20 protein-coding genes and 1 pseudogene are annotated in these 24,476 nt (G+C 49.8%); 11 read left to right on the top strand and 10 right to left on the bottom strand.

What is annotated here, in order from left to right; translation table 11 throughout:
• Positions 1 to 33: 33 nt before the first annotated feature.
• Both AC1S5B_RS24105 and AC1S5B_RS24100 read right to left on the bottom strand, forming a co-directional pair.
• Positions 34 to 1,248 (bottom strand): annotated as a pseudogene (locus tag AC1S5B_RS24105) (ISNCY family transposase); the annotation flags it as partial.
• A 284-nt stretch (positions 1,249 to 1,532) separates the two neighbouring features.
• Positions 1,533 to 2,471, bottom strand: a complete 939-nt coding sequence (locus AC1S5B_RS24100) for a LysR family transcriptional regulator (RefSeq protein ID WP_482038201.1) — start codon at positions 2,469 to 2,471, stop codon at positions 1,533 to 1,535.
• 93 nt (positions 2,472 to 2,564) lie between these two features.
• Between AC1S5B_RS24100 and AC1S5B_RS24095 the strand changes: the two genes are divergently transcribed.
• The 4 genes from AC1S5B_RS24095 (at position 2,565) to AC1S5B_RS24080 (ending at position 5,393) form a co-directional block, all read left to right on the top strand.
• A complete protein-coding gene (locus AC1S5B_RS24095) occupies positions 2,565 to 3,308 on the top strand; it encodes an SDR family oxidoreductase (protein ID WP_482038200.1) in 744 nt (247 codons plus the stop codon).
• Between the two features lie 44 nt (positions 3,309 to 3,352).
• Positions 3,353 to 3,808, top strand: coding sequence for an ester cyclase (locus AC1S5B_RS24090; RefSeq protein WP_482038199.1), 456 nt, complete (start codon positions 3,353 to 3,355; stop codon positions 3,806 to 3,808).
• A gap of 175 nt (positions 3,809 to 3,983) precedes the next feature.
• Entirely contained in the window at positions 3,984 to 4,577 is a 594-nt protein-coding gene (locus AC1S5B_RS24085; RefSeq protein ID WP_482038198.1) for a class I SAM-dependent methyltransferase, read from the top strand.
• Between the two features lie 336 nt (positions 4,578 to 4,913).
• Positions 4,914 to 5,393, top strand: a complete 480-nt coding sequence (locus tag AC1S5B_RS24080) for an N-acetyltransferase family protein (RefSeq protein WP_482038197.1) — start codon at positions 4,914 to 4,916, stop codon at positions 5,391 to 5,393.
• Positions 5,394 to 5,555: 162 nt separating this feature from the next.
• Here AC1S5B_RS24080 and AC1S5B_RS24075 read toward each other — a convergent pair whose 3' ends face one another.
• The 4 genes from AC1S5B_RS24075 to mgtE all read right to left on the bottom strand — a co-directional run bounded on the left by AC1S5B_RS24075 (position 5,556) and on the right by mgtE (position 11,587).
• Entirely contained in the window at positions 5,556 to 7,217 is a 1,662-nt protein-coding gene (locus AC1S5B_RS24075; protein ID WP_482038196.1) for an ABC transporter substrate-binding protein, read from the bottom strand.
• An 87-nt stretch (positions 7,218 to 7,304) separates the two neighbouring features.
• Positions 7,305 to 8,288, bottom strand: coding sequence for a M48 family metallopeptidase (locus tag AC1S5B_RS24070; protein ID WP_482038195.1), 984 nt, complete (start codon positions 8,286 to 8,288; stop codon positions 7,305 to 7,307).
• A gap of 686 nt (positions 8,289 to 8,974) precedes the next feature.
• Positions 8,975 to 10,030 (bottom strand): IS701 family transposase, encoded by a 1,056-nt coding sequence (locus tag AC1S5B_RS24065; protein ID WP_482038194.1) that lies wholly within the window; start codon positions 10,028 to 10,030, stop codon positions 8,975 to 8,977.
• Between the two features lie 198 nt (positions 10,031 to 10,228).
• On the bottom strand, positions 10,229 to 11,587 hold the full coding sequence (gene mgtE, locus AC1S5B_RS24060) for a magnesium transporter (RefSeq protein WP_482038193.1): 1,359 nt from the start codon (positions 11,585 to 11,587) through the stop codon (positions 10,229 to 10,231).
• Positions 11,588 to 11,989: 402 nt separating this feature from the next.
• Between mgtE and crtD the strand changes: the two genes are divergently transcribed.
• On the top strand, positions 11,990 to 13,498 hold the full coding sequence (gene crtD, locus AC1S5B_RS24055; protein ID WP_482038192.1) for a C-3',4' desaturase CrtD: 1,509 nt from the start codon (positions 11,990 to 11,992) through the stop codon (positions 13,496 to 13,498).
• Here the strand turns inward: crtD and speA are convergent.
• Entirely contained in the window at positions 13,483 to 15,558 is a 2,076-nt protein-coding gene (speA, locus tag AC1S5B_RS24050) for a biosynthetic arginine decarboxylase (RefSeq protein WP_482038191.1), read from the bottom strand. The genes crtD and speA overlap by 16 nt on opposite strands.
• 213 nt (positions 15,559 to 15,771) lie before the next feature.
• On the bottom strand, positions 15,772 to 16,833 hold the full coding sequence (locus tag AC1S5B_RS24045; protein WP_482038190.1) for a PstS family phosphate ABC transporter substrate-binding protein: 1,062 nt from the start codon (positions 16,831 to 16,833) through the stop codon (positions 15,772 to 15,774).
• A gap of 504 nt (positions 16,834 to 17,337) precedes the next feature.
• Here AC1S5B_RS24045 and AC1S5B_RS24040 point away from each other — a divergent pair.
• Entirely contained in the window at positions 17,338 to 17,556 is a 219-nt protein-coding gene (locus AC1S5B_RS24040; protein ID WP_482038189.1) for a DUF2811 domain-containing protein, read from the top strand.
• A 23-nt stretch (positions 17,557 to 17,579) separates the two neighbouring features.
• Here AC1S5B_RS24040 and AC1S5B_RS24035 read toward each other — a convergent pair whose 3' ends face one another.
• Positions 17,580 to 17,759 (bottom strand): hypothetical protein, encoded by a 180-nt coding sequence (locus tag AC1S5B_RS24035; protein ID WP_482038188.1) that lies wholly within the window; start codon positions 17,757 to 17,759, stop codon positions 17,580 to 17,582.
• On the opposite strand from AC1S5B_RS24035, the gene hemJ reads away from it, so the two are divergent.
• Positions 17,740 to 18,327, top strand: coding sequence for a protoporphyrinogen oxidase HemJ (hemJ, locus tag AC1S5B_RS24030; protein WP_482038187.1), 588 nt, complete (start codon positions 17,740 to 17,742; stop codon positions 18,325 to 18,327). The genes AC1S5B_RS24035 and hemJ overlap by 20 nt on opposite strands.
• 40 nt (positions 18,328 to 18,367) lie before the next feature.
• On the opposite strand, the gene AC1S5B_RS24025 is transcribed toward hemJ, so the two are convergent.
• Positions 18,368 to 18,613 carry a hypothetical protein gene (locus tag AC1S5B_RS24025; protein ID WP_482038186.1) on the bottom strand — a complete coding sequence of 82 codons (246 nt, stop codon included), beginning with the start codon at positions 18,611 to 18,613 and terminating at the stop codon, positions 18,368 to 18,370.
• A 319-nt stretch (positions 18,614 to 18,932) separates the two neighbouring features.
• On the opposite strand from AC1S5B_RS24025, the gene AC1S5B_RS24020 reads away from it, so the two are divergent.
• The 4 genes from AC1S5B_RS24020 to AC1S5B_RS24005 all read left to right on the top strand — a co-directional run bounded on the left by AC1S5B_RS24020 (position 18,933) and on the right by AC1S5B_RS24005 (position 24,439).
• Entirely contained in the window at positions 18,933 to 19,529 is a 597-nt protein-coding gene (locus AC1S5B_RS24020) for an endonuclease III domain-containing protein (protein ID WP_482038185.1), read from the top strand.
• Positions 19,530 to 19,826: 297 nt separating this feature from the next.
• Positions 19,827 to 22,247, top strand: a complete 2,421-nt coding sequence (gene dnaK / locus AC1S5B_RS24015) for a molecular chaperone DnaK (RefSeq protein WP_482038425.1) — start codon at positions 19,827 to 19,829, stop codon at positions 22,245 to 22,247.
• 63 nt (positions 22,248 to 22,310) lie between these two features.
• On the top strand, positions 22,311 to 23,276 hold the full coding sequence (locus AC1S5B_RS24010) for a DnaJ C-terminal domain-containing protein (RefSeq protein WP_482038184.1): 966 nt from the start codon (positions 22,311 to 22,313) through the stop codon (positions 23,274 to 23,276).
• 233 nt (positions 23,277 to 23,509) lie between these two features.
• The gene (locus AC1S5B_RS24005) at positions 23,510 to 24,439 is read left to right on the top strand and encodes a phosphoribulokinase (protein WP_482038183.1); all 930 of its coding nucleotides are present in this window, start codon (positions 23,510 to 23,512) and stop codon (positions 24,437 to 24,439) included.
• Positions 24,440 to 24,476 lie beyond the last annotated feature (37 nt).

Raw genomic sequence — 24,476 nt, 5'->3', positions numbered from 1 at the left:
AATTAGATGCTGCCAACTATTGAATAGCAAATACTTAGTCAGGCTGAGGATGTCTTGAAAGAAACCCTTGCGAGTGCCCCGTTGGTGGCGAATTTTCTGATAAGACGTGTCCACTAGATGAAGCACTGTATGGAACAGGAAAGCCAGGAGATTGAGCGTGAGCAAAAAGTTGGCTAAATGCTGTTGCCCATGCCCAAAGTTGTGTTCGAGATGGTACCCCTTGGTTTTGAGGACATTGTGATTTTCGTTTTCGGTCTTCCACCGACTTCTACCAGCAGCGACCACTGAGGCAACGGTGGTATGACCCAAGCGATGGTGGGTGATGAAGGCATTGTGGTAGAGCACCTGAGCGTCGTGTTCCCGGGTAACGACCAGTTCGCACCAATTGACCAGCAAGGCGGGTTGAGTGTCCCGAATCGGCACGAGATTGGCATAGCGGTAGTGATAAATCGCTGGAGTGCGCTGGTGGCATTGCCGGATTTCTAGGGTCTCGAGCGCCCCCAAAACCTCAAGCACGTGCAAGCGCTCGTACAGGGCAGGGTGAGAGTCGGGTAGAGCGGTAAAAATGAAGTTTATGCCAAGCTCTATACACTGCTGAACCATCGGTTGACGACTATAGAGGTCATCCCCAAGCAGCGTTATTGGGTGTTGGGCAAATTGCCCCGCATGGGTCTGCATCCAGCGTTTAGCCGCCACCACTTCGCAGTCTTGTTTCACAGACCCATCTTGCGGACTGATAAATTCGGGGACTAAGGCAATCACCTGCGACTGACCAGGAGCGACAATCACGGGTAGAATCGCGCTATGAAAATAGGTCACACGCCCATTTTTATGCGTTCGAGTTGAACACTGCTGACACTGAATTTTCTGCGAACTGAAATATTGCGTCCCGTCTAAGGTGACTAACAAATGCCCTCCCAAGCAGTGGTATGCCTGCAAGTATCCCCCTTGCCTCAAACCTCGATACACCTGCTCAAACACACCCGTTAGGACAGGTGCAGCCAGGTGATCCAAAATATTGCGGATTTGCGGTGTACTCGGAATTTGAGCTAACCCAAACAATGTTTGAGCGTTATCCTTGCCCTGCCGACTCTGCATTTGCCGTTGGTGCTCCAGGAAAGACTCGCACTGCATGAAAAACACGCTAAACGCTGCCAAGATTGCGTCACTCACGCTGTAGCGGGTGCCGTTACTCGCTTGCCTTGGGTCTTCAATCCGACTGATGGCTTGATGCAGATAGCCTAACAACACCCCAAAACTTAAAGGCAATGATTCCATCACCGTGCTCCCACGAGGTGTTTCCTTATCCTCCAGTCTGATTCAGCGAGTTGTCAAAGTTTTGAATTTGGAATTGCTGAAGTACTTGAGTCTATCCACTCAACTTGGAATGTTATCCAGAAATTTTCTGCATAATCCCTTAGTTGCAATATTATCCAGAAAATTTCTGGATAAGTTCCTAATTTGGGGGTGTTATACGGAAAACTTCAGTATGCTAAGTTGCTATGCGGCTTAGTCTGTAGCGGGGGCACGACCTAAATTTTCTCTGTACTTGCCCCAACCTTTTGAGAAATCACTTTGATTACGTCACGTAACCAACGATTGGCTTCATCTTGATCGCTCAAAGTACTCCACAGCATGGAAACCATCCACGGTTTTGTTTTGATGGGCAGTTCAAAAATTGTTAAATCACAGACCGTTGCTAAACGGAGGGCAATGCGTCGAGGAATCGCTGCAACTACATCACCCGATGCGATCGCAAACGGCAAAACCATCATATGCGGAGTTGTAAATGCAATCCGGCGCTCTAAGTTTCGCTCACATAACGCCTCATCAATGGCACCTGTAGTATCTCGACGTAGAGTTGTGAGGGCGTGGGAAAGCTGGGCAAAGGTTTCTAAACTCATGGTTCCCTGTCGAAGAGCCGGATGTCCTTGACGAGCAATTCCCACAAATCGTTCTTCAAAGATGGGTTCCCATTGCGTTTGTCGGGGCGGATCGGAAAAAACACCCAACGCCACATCAATTTCTCCCTGTTCTAGCAGATCTCCAATACTGTCCTTCTCAAATCCAATCATCCGAAAGTTGATGAATGGAGCCGTTTGATGACTTAATTCCAGTAGCAGCGGCATTAGGACAAAGCTGGTGTAATCTGAACTGCCGATGGTAAAGGTGCGATCGCTAGACGTTGGCTCAAAGGTCTGACTGGCGGTAACGGCTTGGCGAATCTGTTGCAATGCTGCCAGAATGCCTGGAGCGATCGCTTGAGCTTTGAGCGTCGGCTGCATCTGCCGACCCAACCGCACAAACAATTCATCTTCAAACAAAATACGCAAACGGCTGAGTGCGGCACTCATGGCAGGCTGCCCAATCTGAAGTTGCTCGGCAGCTTTTGTGACGCTGTGCTGCTCTAAAAGGGCTTCAAAGGCAACCAGCAGGTTTAAATCGATTGCCGCCAGATTTATCGATTTCATTGATACTTTTTATATAAAAAATCGAATTGCTTAATATTTTAGGGGTTGCTACGGTAACTGTACATCCATTTAATTCAGGAAAGTTTGACGATCATGACGCAGAAAGTTGCTGTAATCACCGGTAGTCACAAAGGGTTAGGCTATGCGATCGCTCGCCAGTTGGCACAGCAGGAAAATATTCAAGTCGTGTTGACGAGTCGGCAAGAGCAAGATGGTCTTGCCGCCCAACAGCGCCTATCCAGCGAAACTATTCAAGTGGATTTTCATCCGCTGGATGTCACCAGTGATGCCAGTGTGCAGCAGTTCACAACCTGGTTGCAGCAGACCTATGGCAGAGCCGATATTTTGGTTAACAATGCGGGGGTTAACCCCACGATGCAACCCGAAGAATCCAGTCTGCTCACGGTTCAACTAGAAACGATGCTAGCAACCTTGACAACAAATGTTCTAGCCGTGGCTAGAATCACGCAGGCGCTGATGCCGTTGATGAAAGCGCAAAATTACGGACGGATTGTCAATGTGTCTACTGAGATGGCATCCCTCTCATCGCTGGGGAGTGATTACTATCCGTTGGCTCCGTCCTATCGCCTTTCTAAAATTGGGCTAAATGGTTTAACGGCGCTCTGGGCAAAGGAACTCCAAGGCACCAATATTTTAGTGAATGCCTACTCTCCTGGCTGGATGCAAACTGACATGGGTGGCTCTAGCGCACCGTTTACAGCCGATGAGGGTGCTGAAACTGCCGTCTATCTGGCGACACTGACCGAGGGTGGCGCACAGGGCAAGTTTTTTGCAGAAATGCGGAAGTTTGGGGGCGCAGTGGCACTGGCTTGGTAGTTGATTGAATCGAAGCGACTAAACAACTACAGAGAGGAATAACGATGATGACTTCAACTGAAGAACAAAACTTGGCGATCGCTCGGATTTTTATTGAGCAGTTTTTGGGCAAGGGTGATATGACCGTAGCACCGGATGTGCTGGATGAAAATGTGCAGGCAATTACTGGATTAAAGCCAGATGGAGCAATCGACGGACGTGAAGCTTACAAGCAAGTATTTAGTGCTTTTTTCGATGCCTTTCCGCCCATTGCGGGTTCGGAGATGATGATTGAAGATATTTTTGCAGCAGGCGATCGGGTGGTCGTTCGGTTTAGATCTGTGCAAAAACACATGAAAGAGTTTTTTGGTGTTGCCGCTACAAATCGGGATATCACTTTTATTGAAACTCATGTCATGCGGCTACGAGAGGGTAAAATTGTAGAGAACGTGGTGAGTGCGACCAATCTGGAGTTTGAAATGTTAATGGCTCCTGTTTTAACACCGCTAATTCTCAAGTAAAGTGTTGTGTTCCTTTGATCGAGTGTGAGTGCGATCACTGCATAACAACGTCCATGCAAACCGACCGCCAAGATTTGAGCAGGGTGATGCAGCGATTATCTGCGGCGGGTGAGGGGCAACGTTAGCCCTGATAAAAAAGCGTTAGACTTTGATGCATTTGACCAGTAATTCAGTAATGTGGAACCACAATGCTCATTACCACAGCTATCTACTACGTCAAATTCCTGCGAAGGTCAGTCGGGCGCTAGACGTAGGTTGTGGGTTGGGTCTTTTTGCTTGGAAACTCGCGGAGAGATCTGAGGTTGTGGATGCACTTGATGTTGACAGCGCAATCCTAACGGAAGCATCACATCGTAATTCTGCCCCCAATATTACCTACCGACAGGCTGATTTCCTTAAATCTGACTTACCAGAAGCAGCTTACGATGTAATTGTGTCGATTGCTGTATTACACCACATGGACTTAGAAGCAGCTTTAGAGAAGATGAAGTTACTATTGCGCCCTTCCGGAAAACTGTTAATCCTCGGTCTTTATCAAGAGCAAACCCTGATCGATTACGCTTACAGTGCAACTTCCATTCCGCTCAACTTTGTGTATTTGAAATGGCATCGAGCATCAGTTGAGAAACCGGCTATGGTTGTTGCACCGACTCGTCCTGCTCAGGTGCCACTGGCACAGATCAGAAAAGTTGCAGCCGCCGTTATTCCTGGTTTCCGCCTCCAAAGGCATCTACTCTGGCGCTATTCACTGATTTGGCAAAAACCTTAGCTTTTCACTTTTCTGGGATCAGTTTAAGATCGGGTTGCTTGCGATCTGGCTGGGTATGAGTGAAACCGTCTACATCGAAACCAGTATTTTAGGCTAACTGACTGCTTGCCCCAGCAGAGATATTGTTGTGTCTGCAAATATTCAAATCACTAGAGAGTGGTGAGATATGCGCTGCAGTGACTTTCACCTCTACTCCTCTCAAGCAGTTGTGAAAGAAACCTCTCAAGGAGATGAAGCGATCGCTTGAGAGATCTTGGTGTAGTTGCCACAGTTGTCTGCCGCCGCTTACCTTAGTTGTTAGTCCGCCGCGCGCACCTTTGATGCAAACTAAGGGTTATGAACTGCATCATTCGACCACTCACAACAGAAGATGAGCCGTTTCTTTGGGAGATGTTGTATCAGGCGCTTCATGTTCCCGAAGGACAAATTGCGCCCCCACGCGAGGTAATTCGCCTTTCTGAACTTGCGCGCTACGTTCAGGGCTGGGGGCGTGAGGGCGATTGTGGCTTTATCATCAGCGATGCGGCAATGGGTCAGCCCATCGGTGCGGTCTGGTTGCGTTTGATGGTGGGTGAGAACCAAGGCTATGGTTATGTGGATGACAGTACGCCTAAACTATCTATTGCTGTTTTGCCCGACTATCGTGGTCAAGGTATCGGCACACATTTGTTGGCTCATCTGTTTGATTCAGAATGCAGAGGTTCATCGGTGTCCTTGAGCGTATCGGTTGGAAATCCAGCAGTGCGTTTATATAAGCGGCTCGGTTTTGCGGTCATAACCCAAAGCGCAGGGTCACTCACGATGAAACGAGTCTAAAACTGACCAACGGCAGGCTAACGGGGCGCTGCACCCGACCGCCTACAGCTTCGCTCCTTTCGTCGTCACGCTTCCGGCGGCGGGTGAGCTTAGTCGTTATATTACAGACTAGAATTGAGCGCCTTGGTCGTTTTGATTACTTCAGTGCGATGAGTTTTTTGATCACTCCTTGCTGATGGACTCAAACGGTTCTGAGCCGAGGGGACTGGGAACCCACCCGGCGATCGCCTTACGCTGTGCGACTAACGGCTGAGAGTGAACAATCGGCATCCGCAACACCTCTTGATGCAAAATTTTGTCTACCTGAGCATAAACTTTGGCTCTATCAGCTTGGGCTTGAATGGCTCGTCCTTGGTTCAAAAGCTGAAACACGGTGGCATTTTTCCAGTTGCCGATGTCCGTGGTGGCACCGGGACCATAGTGAGGAAAGTAGAAGCTATCAGGATCGCCATAATCTGCCGTCCAGCCCAACATAAAAGACTGGTAGCCGGGAGGCTTACGCCGATTCGCTAAGTATGCCGCCCAGTCCTGAGTTTTGAGGCTGACGCGGATGCCGATCGCGCTGAGGTCTGCGGCAAAGGCTTCGGCAATGGGTTTAGGAGTCGGAAAATAGGGACGAGAAACAGGCATATACCACAGTTCGAGATCAAAGCCGTTGGGGTAGCCTGCTTCGGTGAGTAGTTGTTTGGCTTTTTTGGGATCAAAGGGATAGGCGGCAAGGGTGGTATCGTTTGCCCAAGCAAGTGACTCTGGCAAAAAGTGAGGGTCATGGGTGCCCAAGTTGCCCCAGAAGGCTTGGACGATCGCAGGTCGATTGATGGCATGGGCGATCGCCTGCCGCACTTTCACATCTACCAAGGGCTTATAGCTAGGATTTAATGCTAAATAGCCCACATTAAAGGAAGGACGGGCGATCGCGGTCAAATTGGCATCGGCATCAATTTCTTTCTTTTGATCCGGCGCTAAATCCACGGTGAAATCGATTTGTCCGGCGCGCAGTTGAGCTAACCGAGCCGCCGGATCGGCAACAAAGCGAATCACGAGTTGATTCACCTTGGGAAACCCCGATCGCCAATAGGTCGGGTTTTTCTCTAGCACAATGCGATCGCCAGTCCGCCATTCTTTAAACACAAACGGTCCCGTTCCCACTGCCAAGGAACCCGGAGTGCCATATTTTGCTCCGGCTTTTTTAACGGCTGTTGGACTGGCAATGCCAAAAAAGGCTGAGCCGATCGCATTGGGAAAGGCAGCAAACGGCTGATTGAGTCCAATCTGCACCGTGTCCGAATCTACTACTGTCACCGATTGCACAATCGAATTGGGGGTGCCTTTAAAGCCGCCAAATATCTGTGACCATATTTCATAAATCTTGCCAGCGTTGCGGTAACCCTGGGGATGGCTGGCATCCCACCAGCGTTCAATATTAAACTTGACCGCTTCGGCATTAAAGGGCGTGCCATCTTGAAACTTCACCCCTTGCCGCAGTTTGAATGTCCAGGTTTTGCCATCGGCTGAGGCGTTCCACTCTGTAGCTAAGGCAGGCTGTATGTCAGTTGTTCCCGGCTTAAACTCCATCAGGCGATTGTAAATTTGGTTTTGCACAATCACCGAGTTGCCGTCGGTCACATTTCCCGGCTCCAGGTTTACGGGCTGTCCCGTCGATCCATAAACCAAAGCGGATGACGAGGAGGCAGCAGTTCCACTAGAAACGGGTGCAGACGATTGATTCTTCGCGGTGCAGTTGGTTAAGGCGATCGCGACGATGAATGCGATCGCCAGCCACCAACCCCGCCATTGTTGCAGCCGCCATTGTTGCCAAATCATTGTTTCCCTTTCCACGCCGTGCCAGCAAAGAACCTTACTTAATATAAGTCCTGATGCGGAATTCGTCTGACACAGGATTGATTTGGTTTAGCTACCTTTTTTTATGCGATCGATTTCCTGCTGGAGTTGATCAATTTCGTCGCGCAAAACATCCACTTCTGTTTGCTTTGGGGAGGGTGCAGTAGGCGATTCAACGGGCACTTCGACTGAGCCTGCGGCACCCGCACGGGCATAGTTCCCCTGGCGGATTTGGCGATAATCATTGGAAACTGACCATTCGCGCAAATAGTGAACTCGCTCAACGGTGAACGGATGGCTGAGAAAAACACCTGCCGACAGGTTGTTGTAGAGCAAAAACTTATAGATTTGGTTGAGTCCGTCGGCATCTAAGTTCTGGTAGCGCTCCGATTGCTGAATAAACTCATCTGCGCTTAACTCGTGAGCGTATTTGCTGCTGCCGCCAGCAATTCGCATCATATTCGTCAAAATAGGCTGGAGATCATCGGTAACCAACAGGGCAGCGCGATCGGCAGAGAGTTCTGCTTTTCTGAGCCATTCAAAAAACGCCGCAACCAACCCCGTGCTGATTAAAGTACTTAGCCCAAAGGTGCGATCGGCTAGCCCAGACACCACCTGAGTCGTCCAAATTGCCATCTGAATCAGAATCGTGTGTTCACATTTGAGATGACCCAGTTCGTGGGCAATCACCGTTCGTAGTTCGGCTTCGCTAACCAAATCGAGTAAGCCAGAGTTGAGCACAATAAACGGAAAATCTCGCCCTAGCGCAAAAGCATTTACGGCAGGGTTTTGGGAGATGAATAGGCTTGGCTCTGGGTAAATATCTAAATCCCGCAGGCATTCTCGAAAAATTTGGTGAATCGAGGCATATTGGCGGGGACCCACCTGGATGCTGTTGCCTAACTGATAAACAAACTGAGGGCGCTCAGTCAAATATTCAACAAACTTACTGGCAACCAAATCAAAGCCTGGAACACTGCGAAGAGCTTGTTCTGCTTGGCGATCGAGGGGATGTCTAAAGGCTTCACTCGAAATTCCGGGATAAGTTGGCATAAAGCAAAGGCGCTAGGATTTTTGGGATATTGACTCGATGGTGGGCGTTAGTTTTTCATCGATCTTGTTCTTTTGTAGCGTATGCACCGGATTATTGACGGCAGCTAGATAATAATTTGCAACAATACAGATTTTCTGGAGCGTCCTTGATTTCTGTTATCTAAGTTTCCCTTGGTTGTGTGCGGAACAAACCCTTTGGCGTAAAGCTGGAGGGTTTTTTGTGAGAAAAATTAGAGCAAGCGATCGCGGGATTATTGATGGATCAATCAAGTCGCCACCTGATTCTGAATACCAGCCTGTGAGTCAGAATCAAGATAAGTGGGAATGCTGAGCTATCGTCCAGGGGACTTTTCAGACATCCTCTTAGCTCGACTTTATCCAATTCAGGCAGCGTAACACAGCAAGCTGAACCAGCAGTCCAATAAGGGTTTAGGTATTTTCACCATATCGGTTGTTGAGCTAGAGATCTGAAAAAGTCGGGTTTGCCAAAAGCGCTGACGAACCAGCGCTAATGCATCGACAAACGTTGGGAGAGACTTGTCGTACCAAGCAGAGTGCGGAAGTGAGAACTCGATGTGAGATTGAAGTTGATGAGCCCACAACACCACAAGGGAGAACAGAGCGAATAAAGCAGGAGTCGTTCGTAGGATCGCTAAATCAGACCATTGCCTTTGGGTTTCCACGCCTCAATGAGCACGGACTTCCTCAAAGGTCACTTCCACCTGCCAACGTTGACGAAACCATAACAAGATTTGCTCAGCGGTGGCATGGATGTCTGTTGAGAGAAAGGCTTGAGGCTCCAACTTACCCGTTGGGTCTGTGACCAGTACCCAACGAATCGGAACCGCAGGCAATCCAGTGTGATACCAAACAGCCGTGTCAGAGGTCACCTGAAGTTCACACGTGCGCCCACCGTACCACGCCTCCATTGTTACAGTTCGCCAAGTCGTCTCAGGCGTGTCGAGCATTGATTTGAGGGTAGGTAAGCGTTTACCCACTTTGCGGGGGCGACCTAGTTGTTTGGGTTGACGCTCAGGTGCAGGTTCATAGAGCGCCGCATCCAGCCGTAAGCGGGTAACGACAGAAACTGCCATCGGCAGTTCTCGGAGGTCATCGAGAAACTCTAGAGCCGCAAAGCTACTATCAGCAACCAGGACAATTGCTCGCTGTGGTGTCCATCGCCTCACTTGGGTGAGCATCTGACGGGTCCAATCCAGCAGGGTTTTGTGGCGTTGTTTGCGAGTTTGGTGGTAACGCTCAGACGGTGCTAGAACCGTGAAAAACGGTAGGACCCAAACCCGTTGTGCCCAGGGGATCTCGACTAACAGCATCAGCGATAACCACCGTAATCCACTGGTTTTGACAAAATGGCTATCGCTAGAACGCACGGGGTCACGGTAGATCCCTCTTGCGGCAATGCGTTTCCCCCAGCGACGCTCAATGGTGTCATCAATGCCCATGACTAACACTCCAGTGGGGGCAAAAACGGTGACCAGTTGGTGTAGCAGGATTCGACTGGCCTGACGACTCGACCAAAGCGCCCGACTCAAGACGCGATGATAGTTCTGAAAGTGGGACTCATGCTGCCTTCCCATCACCCGTAACATGGCACTGACGGTGCGTTTGCCGGGTGCTACAATGGCACCCACAAGCAGGACAAGCGCCGATTCCCAGACGGGTTTGGAAAATAACGGGGCAAACGCCAGAATCCACGGGATTAATTCTTTCGGTAGCAAGTTCATCAGGAGAAATCAAATAACGCTTTCCTGATTTTGCTACCTTTCCTCCTCTTCAAAATGGATAAAGTCGAGCTGAGAAGTCGGCATTAGTACGAGATTTTTATAGGGTAGCGATGTCTTTCATCGGCACCCTTCACGCTGATCCTCACGGTTTTTCTGAGGCGCTAACGGATTGACAAAGCGACCTTAAGTCATGGGCAACTACACCACGGGTAACTTGAGTACGTTGATGCTGAAGGTAATCAGCGAAAGGAAAAGGATAAAGCCGATCGTGTCGAGGGTGGTGGTGACTAGAGGACCGCTGACTAATGCCGGATCAAGCTTAAGGCGTTTCATGCCCATGGGTAGTAAGGTGCCTAGGGTTACGGCTACCAAAGTATTGGTAAACATCACCAGTCCGGCAACCAAGCTGACCCACCGCTCTGTGGGTCGAGTCCAAATGAGTGACAATAGCACCATCGTGGTTCCTAAGGCGATCGCGGTGCCCAATCCCGCCAACAGTTCTTTTCGCAGAATCTCCCCAGTGTCTTCAGGAGTGACCTCACCTACGCCCAGAGAGCGAATGGTTACGGTTAAAGCTTGAATGCCCACGGTGCCACCCGTATTGGAAAATAGCGGCATAATCACCGCAAGCACTGGAACGGCTGAGATAGTGCCTTGAAAGGGAGAGATCGCGCTAGAAGCGCCAATGTATAGCCCCATAATGCCCACGAGCCAGGGCAAGCGATTCCGCAGCTTTTGCAAGGGATGAGATAGAGAAGATTCATCACCGCTCGTCACCCCAGCAATTTTCTGAATATCTTCGGTGGCTTCTTCTTCTAGCACGTCCACCATGTCATCAATGGTGATGATGCCCACCAGCCGATCTTCCCGATCTACTACAGGAGCCGCTAATAGGTCATAGCGCTTCATCAGTTGCGCCGCTTCCTCTTGGGGGGTTTCAGTATAAACTTTGATCACGCGATCGCTGGCAATATCGCCAATCAGCGCCTCTGGCAACGAAAACAGCAGTTGCCGCAAAGATACCACCTGCAACAGCTTGCGGTTGTTATCGGTAACGTAAGCATAGTAAATCGTTTCTTTATCGCGGTCATTCAGCCGAATTTTGCTCAGGACTTCGGCAACGCTTAACCCTTGCTGCAAGCGCACATACTCTGTCGTCATCAGCCGACCTGTGGTGCCTTCGGCATAGCCCAAAATCGTTGCTGTTGCCTGTCGTTCGGTGGGGCTGAGATTTTGGATCAGCCGACGCACTACACCAGCAGGCAGTTCATCAAATAATTCGGCGCGATCGTCTGGGCGCATTTCTTCAATAATTTGGCACACCTGAACATCGTGCAATGCGCCAATCAGTTCTTCGCGCACTTCCGGCGGCAAATATTCAAATACGTCGGTCGCCTGGTCTTTTTTGAGCAATCGAAAGGCGATCGCGCGGCGCTCTGGTGGCAGGTCAACAATAAAGTCGCCAACATCAATTGCGGGCAATTGATTTAACTCAAATTTCAGCCGATTCCAATCGGAAGTTTCCGACAGGGAAGTACGCCCTTCCTGTGTAAGCATGGTGTTCTCCTCAATCTCCCCCGCGCTGGGAGGTTGAGCCTCACCAGGCTAAAGGAGGATAATACTACTGTGTGGGAATGGACTACTGTCCATGGATAGTGCAGAATTCAACATCAATGTTTGTGGTAAACATTGCTAATCCTATGCTACCGCTTAAACCCTTAATTTCACCATGTCAAAGGCGGTAGATCTCCATTGAATCAACCGTGCCCAAACAGTAAAGGTGCTGGAGTTAACCGTCAAACCTTAGAAAAGCGATCGCACCGTTGAAATAATCGGCTTGTGACGAATCGAACCTAGATTCTCTAGTCCGTGACCTTTCCTTCGCAACTCAGATCAAGAGGAGAAGTTTGGTTCAAACTCCAGTTAGGATAAAGAAGGTTAACAAATGTAAAGTGTGGCATGACTGGCAAGCGAGTTGTAGTGATTGGCGCAGGCATCGGTGGACTGACGGCAGGGGCATTGCTTGCCAGTCGTGGCTACTCTGTGTTGATGGTAGAGCAGGCGTTAGTACCGGGTGGTTGTGCGTCTACCTTCAAGCGCCAAGGGTTTACGTTTGACGTAGGCGCAACTCAAGTTGCAGGGTTAGAACCGGGCGGCATTCATCATCGGATTTTTGCAGAGCTAGAGATTGAGCTACCTGCTGCGACTCAGTGTGATCCGGCTTGTGCCGTCTATTTGCCGGGAGAAACGCAACCGATTAGCGTCTGGCGCGATCCAGAAAAGTGGCAGGCAGAGCGATCGCGGCAGTTTCCAGGCAGTGAACCCTTTTGGCAATTGCTTGCAGGGTTATTTCATCATAGTTGGGCGTTTCAGGGGCGTGATCCAGTGTTACCGCCGCGCAGCGCGTGGGATTTGCTGCAATTGGTGAAGGCAGTTCGTCCCGATACGCTGTTGACGCTACCCTATACTTTCTCGACGGTGGGGGATGCGTTGCGAGGGTTTCGGTTGGAGGGCGATCGCCGCCTCAAAACCTTTCTCGATATGCAGCTAAAGCTTTACTCTCAAGTGGATACAGACGAAACGGCTTTGCTCTATGCCGCAACGGCACTCGCAGTCTCACAAGCACCCCACGGACTGTTTCACTTGCAGGGCAGTATGCAAGCATTGAGCGATCGCCTTGTTTCCGCTTTGGAACGCGATCGCGGCAAATTATTATTGCGCCATACGGTTAAGCAAATTCACACTCAAAACGGTCGCACTACTGGAGTGACCATTCGCGATCAGAAAACAGGCGAAATGTGGACAGAACCCGCCGATCATATCGTGGCAAATGTGACGGTGCAAAATCTGATGCAGCTATTGGATGATGACGCTCCTAAAGGCTATCAGCAGCGAGTGGAGAAATTGCCGCCGTCATCGGGTGCCTTTGTGATCTACCTGGGTGTAGACCAAAACGCTATTCCGGCAGACTGTCCGCCCCACCTGCAATTTTTGTATGACTATGAGGGGGCGATCGCTGAAAATAATTCCCTGTTTGTGTCTGTCAGCAAACCGGGGGATGGTCGGGCACCGAATGGCAAGGCAACCATCATTGCCTCTTCGTTTACTGAGACAAAACAGTGGTGGAACACTGATTACGATGCATTGAAACGGCGCTACATGGATGAAGCGATCGCCCGTCTTAGCCAGTTTTTCACGCTCAACGACCAAACAATTCAAGTGATAGAAGCCGGAACTCCGCGCACTTTTGCCAGATATACGGCACGCGATCGCGGCATTGTGGGCGGCATTGGGCAGCGCATCCCCACCTTTGGACCTTTTGGCTTTGCCAACCGCACCCCGATCCAATCCCTCTGGCTCGTGGGCGACTCCACCCACCCCGGTGAAGGCACCGCTGGAGTCAGCTATTCTGCATTAACCGTGGTACGGCAAATCGAGAAGTGCGATCGCCCTCAAGACGACAGATAGGTATAGCGGCTGAGGCTGCGTTCATAGTTTTGCAGCAGCAGTTGAGAGTCTTGCAGCGTAATCCGCTTTTCTTGCAGGGCGTGTTCGGTTTGCTGGCGAATGCTTTCGACCATATCTTCTGAGTCATACTGGACATAGCCCAATACCTCTGTCATTGTGTCGCCCTTGACCACATGGTCAATCTGGTAGCCTTTGTTGGGCGTGAGGGTAATGTGAACGGCGTTGGTGTCGCCAAACAGGTTGTGCAGGTTGCCCATAATTTCCTGGTAGGCACCGCCCAAAAACATTGCCAGATAGTAGGGTTGTTCAGGCTTGAGTGGGTGCAGTTCTAACACATGTTTGACATCGCGCAGGTCGATGAACTGATCGATTTTGCCGTCGCTGTCGCAGGTGAGGTCTGCCAGGGTCGCTCGTTTGGTTGGCTCTTCGTCGAGTCGATGAATCGGCATGATCGGGAACAACTGGTCGATCGCCCAGCTATCCGGCGCAGACTGAAACACCGACAGGTTGATGTAGTAGATCGATGCCATGATCTTTTCTAGATCTTCCAAGTCATCGGGCACATAGTCTTGCTGACGGGCAATCTCTAAAATCTTTTGGCAACACGCCCAAAACAGCCGCTCGGCACGGGCGCGTTCTGGCAAACTCACATAGCCAAAATTAAACAGGCTGACCGCTTCTTCTTTGAACTGAACCGCGTCGTGGTATGCCTCTTGATAGTTATCCACTGTGAGGGCGTTATAGGTTTCCCACAAATTGCGGATAATCAGATGTTCCTCTTCGCGCACGGGATCGGGGGCACCAGTGGGCACATCGCTTGTCCCCAGCACATTGAAGACCAGCACCGATTGATGAGACGCGATCGCCCGTCCACTTTCGCTGATCAACGTTGGCATAGCTAAACCGCGTTCAACGCAGGCTTCCTTTACTTCTGCCACAATGTCGTTTGCGTAGTTCTGCACGTTGTAATTTTTGGAAGCGTAGAAATTAGTTTTAGAGCCGTCGTAATCCACACCCAAACCGCCGCCCACATCCAGGTAGCGCATTCCTGCGCCCAATTTCGCCAGTTCCACATACACCTGACTCGCTTCTCGAATCGCATCTTTAATCACCGAGATTGCCGAAATCTGGGAACCAATATGATAGTGCAAAAGCTGGAGCGAATCGAGCAAATCGGCTTCCCGCAGCAACTCTACGGTTTGAAGAATTTCAGGAATCGTTAAGCCAAACTTCGCGCGATCGCCTGCCGAAGTGCCCCAGCGTCCAATCCCTTTACTGCTGAGTTTCACCCGCACCCCAACCACTGGAGAAATGCCCAACTTGCGGCTTGCGGCAATCACCATGGGCACCTCTTCAACCTGCTCCAGCACAATGATGGCAATTTTGCCTAACTGCTGCGCCAGAATCGCCATCTCAATATATTCCCGGTCTTTGTAGCCGTTGCAGATCAGCAAGGCTCCCGGCGTTTGCAGGGTTGCCAGGGCAATCATTAGTTCGGGTTTGGAACCCGCTTCCAGACCAAACTGGTAAGGCTTGCCAAATTTAACCAGCGACTCGACTAAGTGGCGCTGCTGGTTGCATTTCACCGGAAACACGCCGCGATAGGCACCCTCGTAGTTATACCGGGCGATCGCTTTTGCAAATGCCGCATTCAGCCGCTCGATCCGATCTTCTAAAATATCTGAAAAGCGAATTAGCAGAGGCAGATTTAGGTTCCGCAACTTGAGGGAATTCACCAGTTCATACAAATCGAGGGAGCCACCGCGATCGCCTTGGGGAGAAACGGTGATATGCCCTGCCGCATTGATCGAAAAATAAGGTTCTCCCCAGCCATTGATTCGATACAGTTCTTCGCTGTCTTCAATGGTCCAACGTGAGGAAGCTGCCACCATCGGGGCTGGATGTCCATTAGAACGCTTTTGGCGATCGCGCTTCTTTTCGCCCTGTTGCGATCGTGCCTTTTGCTCCGCTTCAACCACTTTGGACTGATTTTTTGCCGTCGTTGACTGATCCAATGACTCCTCAGTATCAGCATTCATCGCAGTTGAGCGTCTTCCCATTCCTTTTTCCTCTGACTGTTATAGCTTGGCAGATTTGATAGTCTAGCGTACCCATGCAAGAACTGCGCGTCGAGCAGACTACAGTCAGTGATTATTTGACCTGATTTTGAAAGGATCGAATAAAACCGATCTTAGGCTGCTGACTTCCCAGTGGACACGCTTAATGCGATCGCTCAGTTGCCTTGAATAGCCCAATTGTTTTCGTAAATAGCTTTAGCGGACAGACACAAAACCCGCTTTTTCAAGCAATGCTTGCCCCTGATTAGACAAAACAAAGTTGCCATAGGCTTCTCCTGCCTGCTGCTCTTTTTGATTATTTTGCTTGATCACTACAAATAAATTGCGCGTTAGGGGATATTGTCCTCCTTTGATTGCCGCTTCATTGAGTTTGCGCTTAGCGGGGCATTCAGCTGGAGAAAGCAGAGAGCCTTGATGAGGAGGCACTAATTCGTTGGGAGTGCGCCCGATCGCGATCGGCTTCACCGTACATTGATCCACTATTTCAGGCGCAGAGGCAAAGTAAATACCACCGGGAGTTTGAGCCAGTTTCCGCACGGCTTCGGTGGTCGTTGCCACTGTTTGCACCGTTGCCCCAAAGCCTTGCCCTTTCATAACTTGCTCTACAAACAACTCAATCGTTCCCCCTGCACTGACTGGGCGGGCGATCGGTTGAATCGGCAAATTCGCCCCACCCACCTGACTCCAATTAATGAGTTTGCCTGTGTAAATGCCGCCTAGTTGATCCATGGTTAGCCCTGAAATATTTAAGCTGGGATGGACTGCCACCGCTAAAGCATCGATCGCCACAGAAACTTGCTTCAGCTTCACGCCTCGTTGATCGGCTTGTTGATATTCTTGCTCGGTAATAGGGCGAGAAGATTGAGCAAAGGCTAACTCATCACGCATCAACATCCGAATGCCGGTTGCCGACCCCGGTGCCTTGCCCGTCGGACTCACATACCGTAAGCGAAACTCAGGACGAGCCGCTTGAATAGCCGCATCAACATCTCGGCGAATAGGTGCCCAAGAGGTACTGCCGCCATAGGTAAACAGTCCACTAGGCACATTTTCTATCTGGGAGAAATCTTGAATGCTTGATGAGTTGGAGTTGCTTGATGAATTCGTTGAGGATGATGTTGAACTGGAGCCTTGAGGAAACAGAGTTCCTACATTCAGTCCAGATTTTTGGGTCAACCACCAAAAACCGCCGCCGACCAAGCCAGCCGTAATCAAAAATGAGAAGAGGAGCGCAGGAACATCATTTTTCTGAGTCATAGTTTTTATCTTTTTAGCGGTTTGCAATTCTTATCGTTTCCAATAGTTTTCCTCAGCGATTCCACAGGCTCTCCACAGATAAACCCAGAGTTTTCCACAAAGAAGATGAGGTTTTCCACAGGTAGAAACGGAGCGACGGGATTGTGAGCTATTTAGAGTCGGTTGGCATCCAAAAGCAGTTTGAGTTCATTCATTGAAAAAATAATGAAGAACTGTAACGGGGATCAGGCTCAAATGGCGATTCCTTCGTAGGTCGCTTTTTTCTCAATGAGGAACTAGCGTTTCTATTAGATTGACAACTCATTTGAGGCTATACACAATGAGGCGAATTACCTCTAGAGGTGTTCTGCCGATCACTAAGTCAATGATTGGGGTCTAGGCATTGGGCATTAAACGCGCGGCGCTACTGTGTAAGTTTTTGCAGATTAGCAAGATTCATGGCAGCTTCCTCTCACTTTTTGGGTGCAATGTTTTCATCTGATTCAGCACAATGAGGGTTTATAAATGACTATTAGTATTTTGGCAGAGATTCCTGAGGAACTTTATGGGGCGCTTTCGTGCTACCTAGAAAACCATACTAGTTGGGATCAAGATCGGCTATTTGCGGCGGCTTTATCTCTTTTTTTAGTCCAAAATGGAGAGGGTGATAGGACTGATGCCAATTTGTTATCCCAACAAGCTGCACAAGTGTATTTAGATTCGGTATTTCAGCATCCAGTTTAGGGATTGTAGAGTTTGATTTCAAATTATGGATAATCTTGCCACTGCAATCCAAAATCTGAAACTCTAGAAAAGGTGAATAGAAGCGATGGGTTGAGGATCTGAGTTTTGGCTGGATGGGTAGTCATCAATAGACACTCATGACGCTGCGATCGCTCAATCTGAAGTTCTAAAAAGGGTTTTAAAATGGCATATTTTTGGTTCAAAGCGTTTCATATTGTTGGAATTGTTTGCTGGTTTGCAGGCATGTTTTATTTGCCTCGGTTGTTTGTCTATCACGCAGAAGCCTATGAGCAGCCAGAACCCGCGCGCAGCATTTTAACCAGCCAATATCAGGTAATGGAAAAGCGGCTGTATAGCATCATCATGACTCCGGCAATGCTGCTGACGATCGCTATGGCGATCGGGTTAGTCACCACTGAGCCAGCCGTGATGAAAGAGCCGTGGATGCACATTAAGCTAGGTTTTGTACTGTTGCTGGTGGGCTATCATCACTACTGCAAGCGGATTATGAAAAAGCTAGCGGCGAACGAGTGCAAAATGACCGGGCAGCAGTTTCGCTGGTTTAATGAAATCCCTACAGTGTTTTTTGTGATTGTTGTGATGCTGGCAGTGTTCAAAAACAGCCTGCCCATGGATCTAACGACTTGGCTGATTGCAGCAATGGTGATTGGTATGGTAGCGGCAATTCAACTCTATGCCCGTAAGCGTCGGCTTGCTAGTGAGCAGGTAGACTCAACTGCGGCAATCGGCAGCCCTGAAGGATCGGTTTAGATTCGTTGATCTGATTTTTTGGTAACTCTGGGCGATCCCCTCACACACCAAAACTCAATACAAGCATTGCCCTCTCCAAGCTCAAGTTGAAGGGGCAAGTCACAATGAGGTTAACCCTATAGCAATGGGTCAACGACGTTGCAGCAAAGAAAAGTTGGCTCACCGTGGATAAGCGCTCTACGACTCCAGCATTCGGCAGCAAGTCGAAGCAGGAAACGAAGGTAGAATTGTGGCGATCGCCCACCCAAATCACCGTCGCCACTCCCGAATCCACTTGACGCGCCATTGATTCAGGGGCGATTGGCTTGAGTCTCAACGGCTAGGGCGATCGCCGCAACTTTTCCAATATCAAGTTTATTTTCATTTCTCTCACCAGCAACGCAATAACCCTCTGAGGGATTACAAATCTCCAGAAGACTACTTTATGGAAAGATTCTGTTCTTAAAACGGCACACTATTCAACAGAAAAACTCAATTCAACTTCTTTTCTTTTGGCTAGTATGCAAACGAATTTATCCGATCAACAGCTGAGGCTACTTTTGATTCACGATCGCCTTTGTGTTGAATATGGTTGCCCAATTGCCTACTTTCACAACCTTGATCCATTGAGTGAATTAGTTTCAGCCTTGCTGTCTCACCGCACGAAAAATAAGGACTCTCATCAAGCGTTTCAGCAATTAGTCGAACGGTTTCCAAGTTGGGAGCTAGTCAGAGATGCAGAGACTAAAGAGGTGGAGGCGGCGATCGCACCTTGTACGTGGGCAGATTCCAAAGCGCCTCGGCTTCAACAAGTGTTGCGCTTGATTGGAGAACGATTGGATGAAAACTGGTCGCTTGATTTTTTAGGTGAAATGCCCGTTGCTGAAGCCCGTGCTTGGTTAGAATCCTTGCCAGGAGTGGGACCCAAAACGAGTGCAGCAGTGTTAGCTTTTAGCCGATTGCGGGGTCGTGCCTTGCCTGTGGATAGCCACCATCATCGCGTTGCCATCCGTTTAGGCATTTTGCCTGCAAAGGTGGATGTTGGTAAATCCCATGCCATTCTAGAAGCTTTACTCCCCGCTGATTGGACAGCCCAACAGGTTTACGACCATCACGAAGTATTGATGTTGCATGGACAAAAATGCTGCTATTACCGCAATCCTGCTTGCGATCGCTGTCCATTGCTTGATCTATGTCCCTCAAAACGTGAGCAGTATCCGTGATGCGATCGCATCTGATGAATTAGCAATCCCAACTAACCGATCAGTATTCCTACCACTCCTGAAGCAACCTTATGCGCGATCAATCAGGTGCGATCGCTCTAAGAATCAGCCTTCACTTGAACCATCTTTCAGTAAGCGAGACACCAGGCTCTAGAAGCCCTATTATCTAAGGAACTGAAGGAAGTTGCTCGCTTGCTATAGTCATCTAATGCGATCGCTAAAGTACAATTCATTCGCACGATACAATGGGTTGAAGCATCTGCATTGTTTATGCAGCCTAGGGGAGATGGATTACGCATGGGAAGAGTCGTCGGCATAGACTTAGGAACTACGAACTCTGTGGTTTCGGTAATGGAAGGGGGGAAGCCAGTGGTAATCGCCAATGCAGAAGGCATGAGAACAACCCCTTCTGTCGTTGGCTTTAGCAAAGATGGTGAACGGCTTGTGGGGCAAATGGCACGCCGACAGTCAGTCCTCGACCCCCAAAACACCTTCTTTGGCGTAAAGCGATACATCGGGCGAAAGTATTCAGAACTAACCCCCGAATCTAAACGGGTGCCCTACACCATTCGCAAAGACGATTTGGGCAACGTCAAAATCAAGTGCCCCCGGCTGGAGCGAGATTTTGCGCCGGAAGAAGTGCAATCAATGATTTTAAAGAAGCTAGCGGATGAAGCAAGCCGCTATTTAGGGGAGCCAATTACGGGCGCAGTGATTACTGTACCCGCTTATTTCAATGACTCCCAGCGACAAGCCACTCGTGATGCGGGGCGGATTGCCGGACTGGAAGTGAAGCGAATTTTGAATGAACCCACGGCGGCTTCCCTTGCCTATGGACTCGATCGCCAAATTAGCCAAACGATTCTGGTGTTTGATCTAGGCGGCGGCACGTTTGATGTCTCGATTTTGGATGTGGGCGATGGCGTGTTTGAAGTGAAAGCGACCTCTGGCGACACCCAGCTAGGCGGCAATGATTTTGATAAAAAAATTGTGGATTGGCTGGCAGAGAAGTTTATTGAGCAAGACGGCATTGATTTAAGGCGAGATCGCCAAGCTCTGCAACGTCTGACGGAAGCCGCTGAAAAAGCCAAAATCGAGCTTTCGGGTGTGACCATCACCGAAATCAATTTACCGTTTATTACTGCCACCGCAGACGGACCCAAACATCTCGAAACTCGCCTTACTCGCGCCGAATTTGAAGGCTTCTGCGGAGATTTACTCACCCGGATTCGAGGACCCGTGCGGCAAGCCCTCAAAGATGCCGGCATGAGTCCGGCTCAAATTGATGAAGTGGTTTTGGTGGGTGGTTCTAGCCGGATTCCCATCGTGCAGCAATTGGTTCGCAGTTTTATTGACAAGCAGCCCAACCAAAACGTGAATCCCGATGAAGTCGTGGCGGTTGGGGCGGCAATCCAGGCAGGCATTTTGGCAGGCGAAGTCAAAGATATTCTGCTGCTTGATGTGACACCGCTTTCCTTTGGGCTGGAAACCATTGGCGGCTTGATGAAAAAGCTGATTCCCCGGAATACCACCATTCCGGTACGGCGCTCTGACATTTTTTCCACAGGCGAAGATAACCAAACCTTAGTAGAAATTCATGCCCTACAAGGGGAACGCGAGATCAACACAGGGAACAAATCCCTGGGTCGGTTTAAGCTGACGGGCATTCCGCCTGCCCCCAGAGGCATTCCTCAAATTCAGGTGTCTTTTGACATTGACGCAAATGGCATTTTGCAAGTCACTGCTATGGATCGCACCACGGGCAGAGAACAAGGAATTACCATTCAGGGCGCTTCTACGCTGAGTGAAGCAGAAGTGCAGCGGATGATGCGGGATGCTCAGGAATCTGCGGCAAGCGATCGCACGAAGAAAGAAAAAGTCCAAAAGCGCAATGATGCTGAGTCCCTGATCTTTAAATCGGAACGGCAACTGCGCGAAGCCACCTTAGATTTTGGGATGCAGTTTGTCAGCAGCTATCGCAGTCGGATTGAAACCGCCTCTCGGCAACTGCGGGAAGCTTTGGCTCAAAATGACGAACGCGGCATCGATCGCTTTCAAGCCGATCTGCAAGATGCGTTGTCTGATCTAACCCGCGAAGTCTATGCGCGCAATAAGCAAGAGGAAGAAGAAGATAGCCTGCTGGGTGCGATTAAGAGCTTCTTCACCGATGACGACGATGATTACTATGACTACGACGATCGCCGTGGCAATAGCAATGACCGTTATGGCACGAGCTATGGCACAAACTATGGCTATGGCAGTTTGTCCCGTGGCGGCGAACCTCCGCGATATGGTGGCAATGATCGGCGGGACGATCGCTGGGATAGTGCCCCCCGTAATATGCCTGCGCGTGACTTAAACCGAGATGTAAATCGGGGGGGCGATCGCTGGGATACGGCTCCTCCGCGCGATGTTAGTCGGGATAGTAATCGGGATGCCAATCGGGGCTATGGTACTCCTTCTAATCGCACGGATAACCGGGATAGAAATCGGGATGGCAACCGTTCCAATAGCTGGGACAATGAAGATCGCTATGAAACCCGCCAACCATCCGACCGTTCCGCTTATGATCGAGATCGCCCCAGTGCTCCCCCGCGATCGCCCAGCCGAGATAGCCGTGATCGCTATGCACCGCCCCAAGATCGCAATAAGCCAAACCGTAATCCCCGTCCCAACCTGAATCAAGATAATTGGGATGACGACGATGACTGGCTTTAATTTACAGCAATTCGCGATTCGCGATTAAATAGCAACCAACAGCGAGCAAATAACCGTTTCTCTATGCAAAACTTCCGCAACTATTACGACATCTTAGGAGTTCCGAAAGAAACGACTGCCGAGGATCTTAAAAAAGCCTTTCGGCGGCTAGCTCGGCAGTTTCACCCTGACTTGAACCCCAACGATAAATCGGCGGAAGAACGGTTTAAAGACATTAACGAAGCTTACGAGGTGTTGTCTGACCCCACCAATCGCAGCAAATATGACCAATATGGGCGCTATTGGAAACAGCGCGGGTTTCAGGAAGCCGCTCGATCGCCCAGCAGTCGCGGTTGGAATGGTCGTAGTGGCGATCGCACGGCATCTGAAGGGATAAATTTTGATGAGTTTAGTGATTTCAACAGCTTTGTCGATCAACTGCTCAATCGCCGCGATGCGCCGCCAGCCCCCGGCACCCCTAGAGAATCTTATCGTCCCGGCACCTCCAAAACCAGCTATACCGTCCCTCGCACCACCCGACGCGATGCGGAAGCCAGACTGACGGTTCCGCTCGAAAAAGCTTACACAGGCGGTCGGGAGCGAATTCGGCTAGAAGACGGGCGATCGCTAGAAGTGAATATGCCGGCTGGAATGGTGACTGGGCAGCGCGTTCGCCTCAAAGGACAGGGCGTAGGCGGCGGCGATCTCTATCTCAAAATTGATGTATCGCCCCACTCATTCTTTCAGCTAGATGGCGCTGATATTGTCTGTGAGTTGCCCCTAACTCCCAGTGAAGCCGTGTTAGGCAACCCGGTGGAAGTGCCAACCCTAGATGGGTTAGTCAAAATGTCGATTCCGCCCGGTGTGCGCTCTGGGCAGCGGTTGCGTTTGGCAAGCAAGGGCTACCCCAAAGCCAACGGCACACGCGGCGACCAAATTGTCGAAATTCAAATTGTCATCCCCAAAGAAATCAGCGAACCCGAACGAGAACTTTACGAAAAACTGCGCCAGCTTGAAACTGCCAACCCCCGCGAGAATTTGCTGACGTAATGGGATGCGCCCAATACTGAGCGGCATGAAAGAGCAGAAACACCTCGATAGATGAAGCAGGAAATCTCAAGAGCAATCTTGGTGAGCCAGCGATCTGCCCGCAAGGGTAAGCCTCTGGAGGACATCACATTAAGGTAAATCTCTACCGCTTGCATTGGTATCCCTTAAGTTTTACGCTTGAGACATTAAGCGAGGTTTCGCTGATCACAGATTGCTTTTGCATAGGAGAACTCATGACCAATCGCCCCATTATCCTAGGCATCGTCGGCGACAGTGCGGCTGGCAAAACAACTCTGACACGAGGAATTGCCCAGGTATTGGGAGTTGAAAATGTCACCACGATTTGCACAGATGATTACCATCGATACGATCGCACTCAGCGCGCCGAGATGGGAATCACCGCATTGCATCCTGACTGTAATTATTTAGACATCATGCAGCAGCACTTATCACTGTTGCGAACGGGGCAGCCCATTCTAAAACCGATCTATAGCCACAAGACCGGAACATTTACAGCGCCCGAATATATCAAGCCGAATAAGTTTGTGATTGTGGAAGGATTACTCGGCTACTCCACCCGTGGTGCCCGCGACTGCTACGATGTCAAAGTTTATCTGGCACCCCCTGAACCGCTCAGAACCGAATGGAAGGTCAAACGAGATACTCAAAAGCGTGGGTACACCGCTGAGCAAGTCATCGCAGAAATGCAAAAGCGAGAGCCAGATTCCGAGCAATTCATTCGCCCTCAGCGGCAATGGGCAGATATGGTAGTCACTTTTTATCCTCCCAGTGATTCGCCGATTGAGGGGAATGGACATTTAAATGTGCGGCTGGTTCTAAGACCTAATATTCCCCATCCCGATTTAACCAAGGTGGTTAGCAGCAATGCGGCTTATTCCAATGCCGCGATTCGGCTAGGGCTAGATCGAGATATGGGTAAACCCGTCGATGTGCTGGAGGTTGATGGACATGCAACCGAAGAGCAGGTGATTCAGCTAGAACATTTTATTTGTAGTGAATCACCGGATTTGCTTTCGTTCTGTAATCGCGACATCAATCCAGGGTTAGGCAAAGTCATGGGGACAACGGGAGAAGCGCTCCAGAGCTATCCACTGGCAATTACTCAACTGTTAGTTGCCTATCATATGCTGAGAGCAACTTAAGGCAGATTGACTTGTCTGAATAACCGCTATGGCATTC

Source organism: Leptolyngbya sp. CALU 1928 (genome assembly GCF_056784215.1).
The sequence above is the reverse complement of the archived record's forward strand: the minus strand, read 5'-3'. Positions and strand labels throughout refer to the sequence as shown.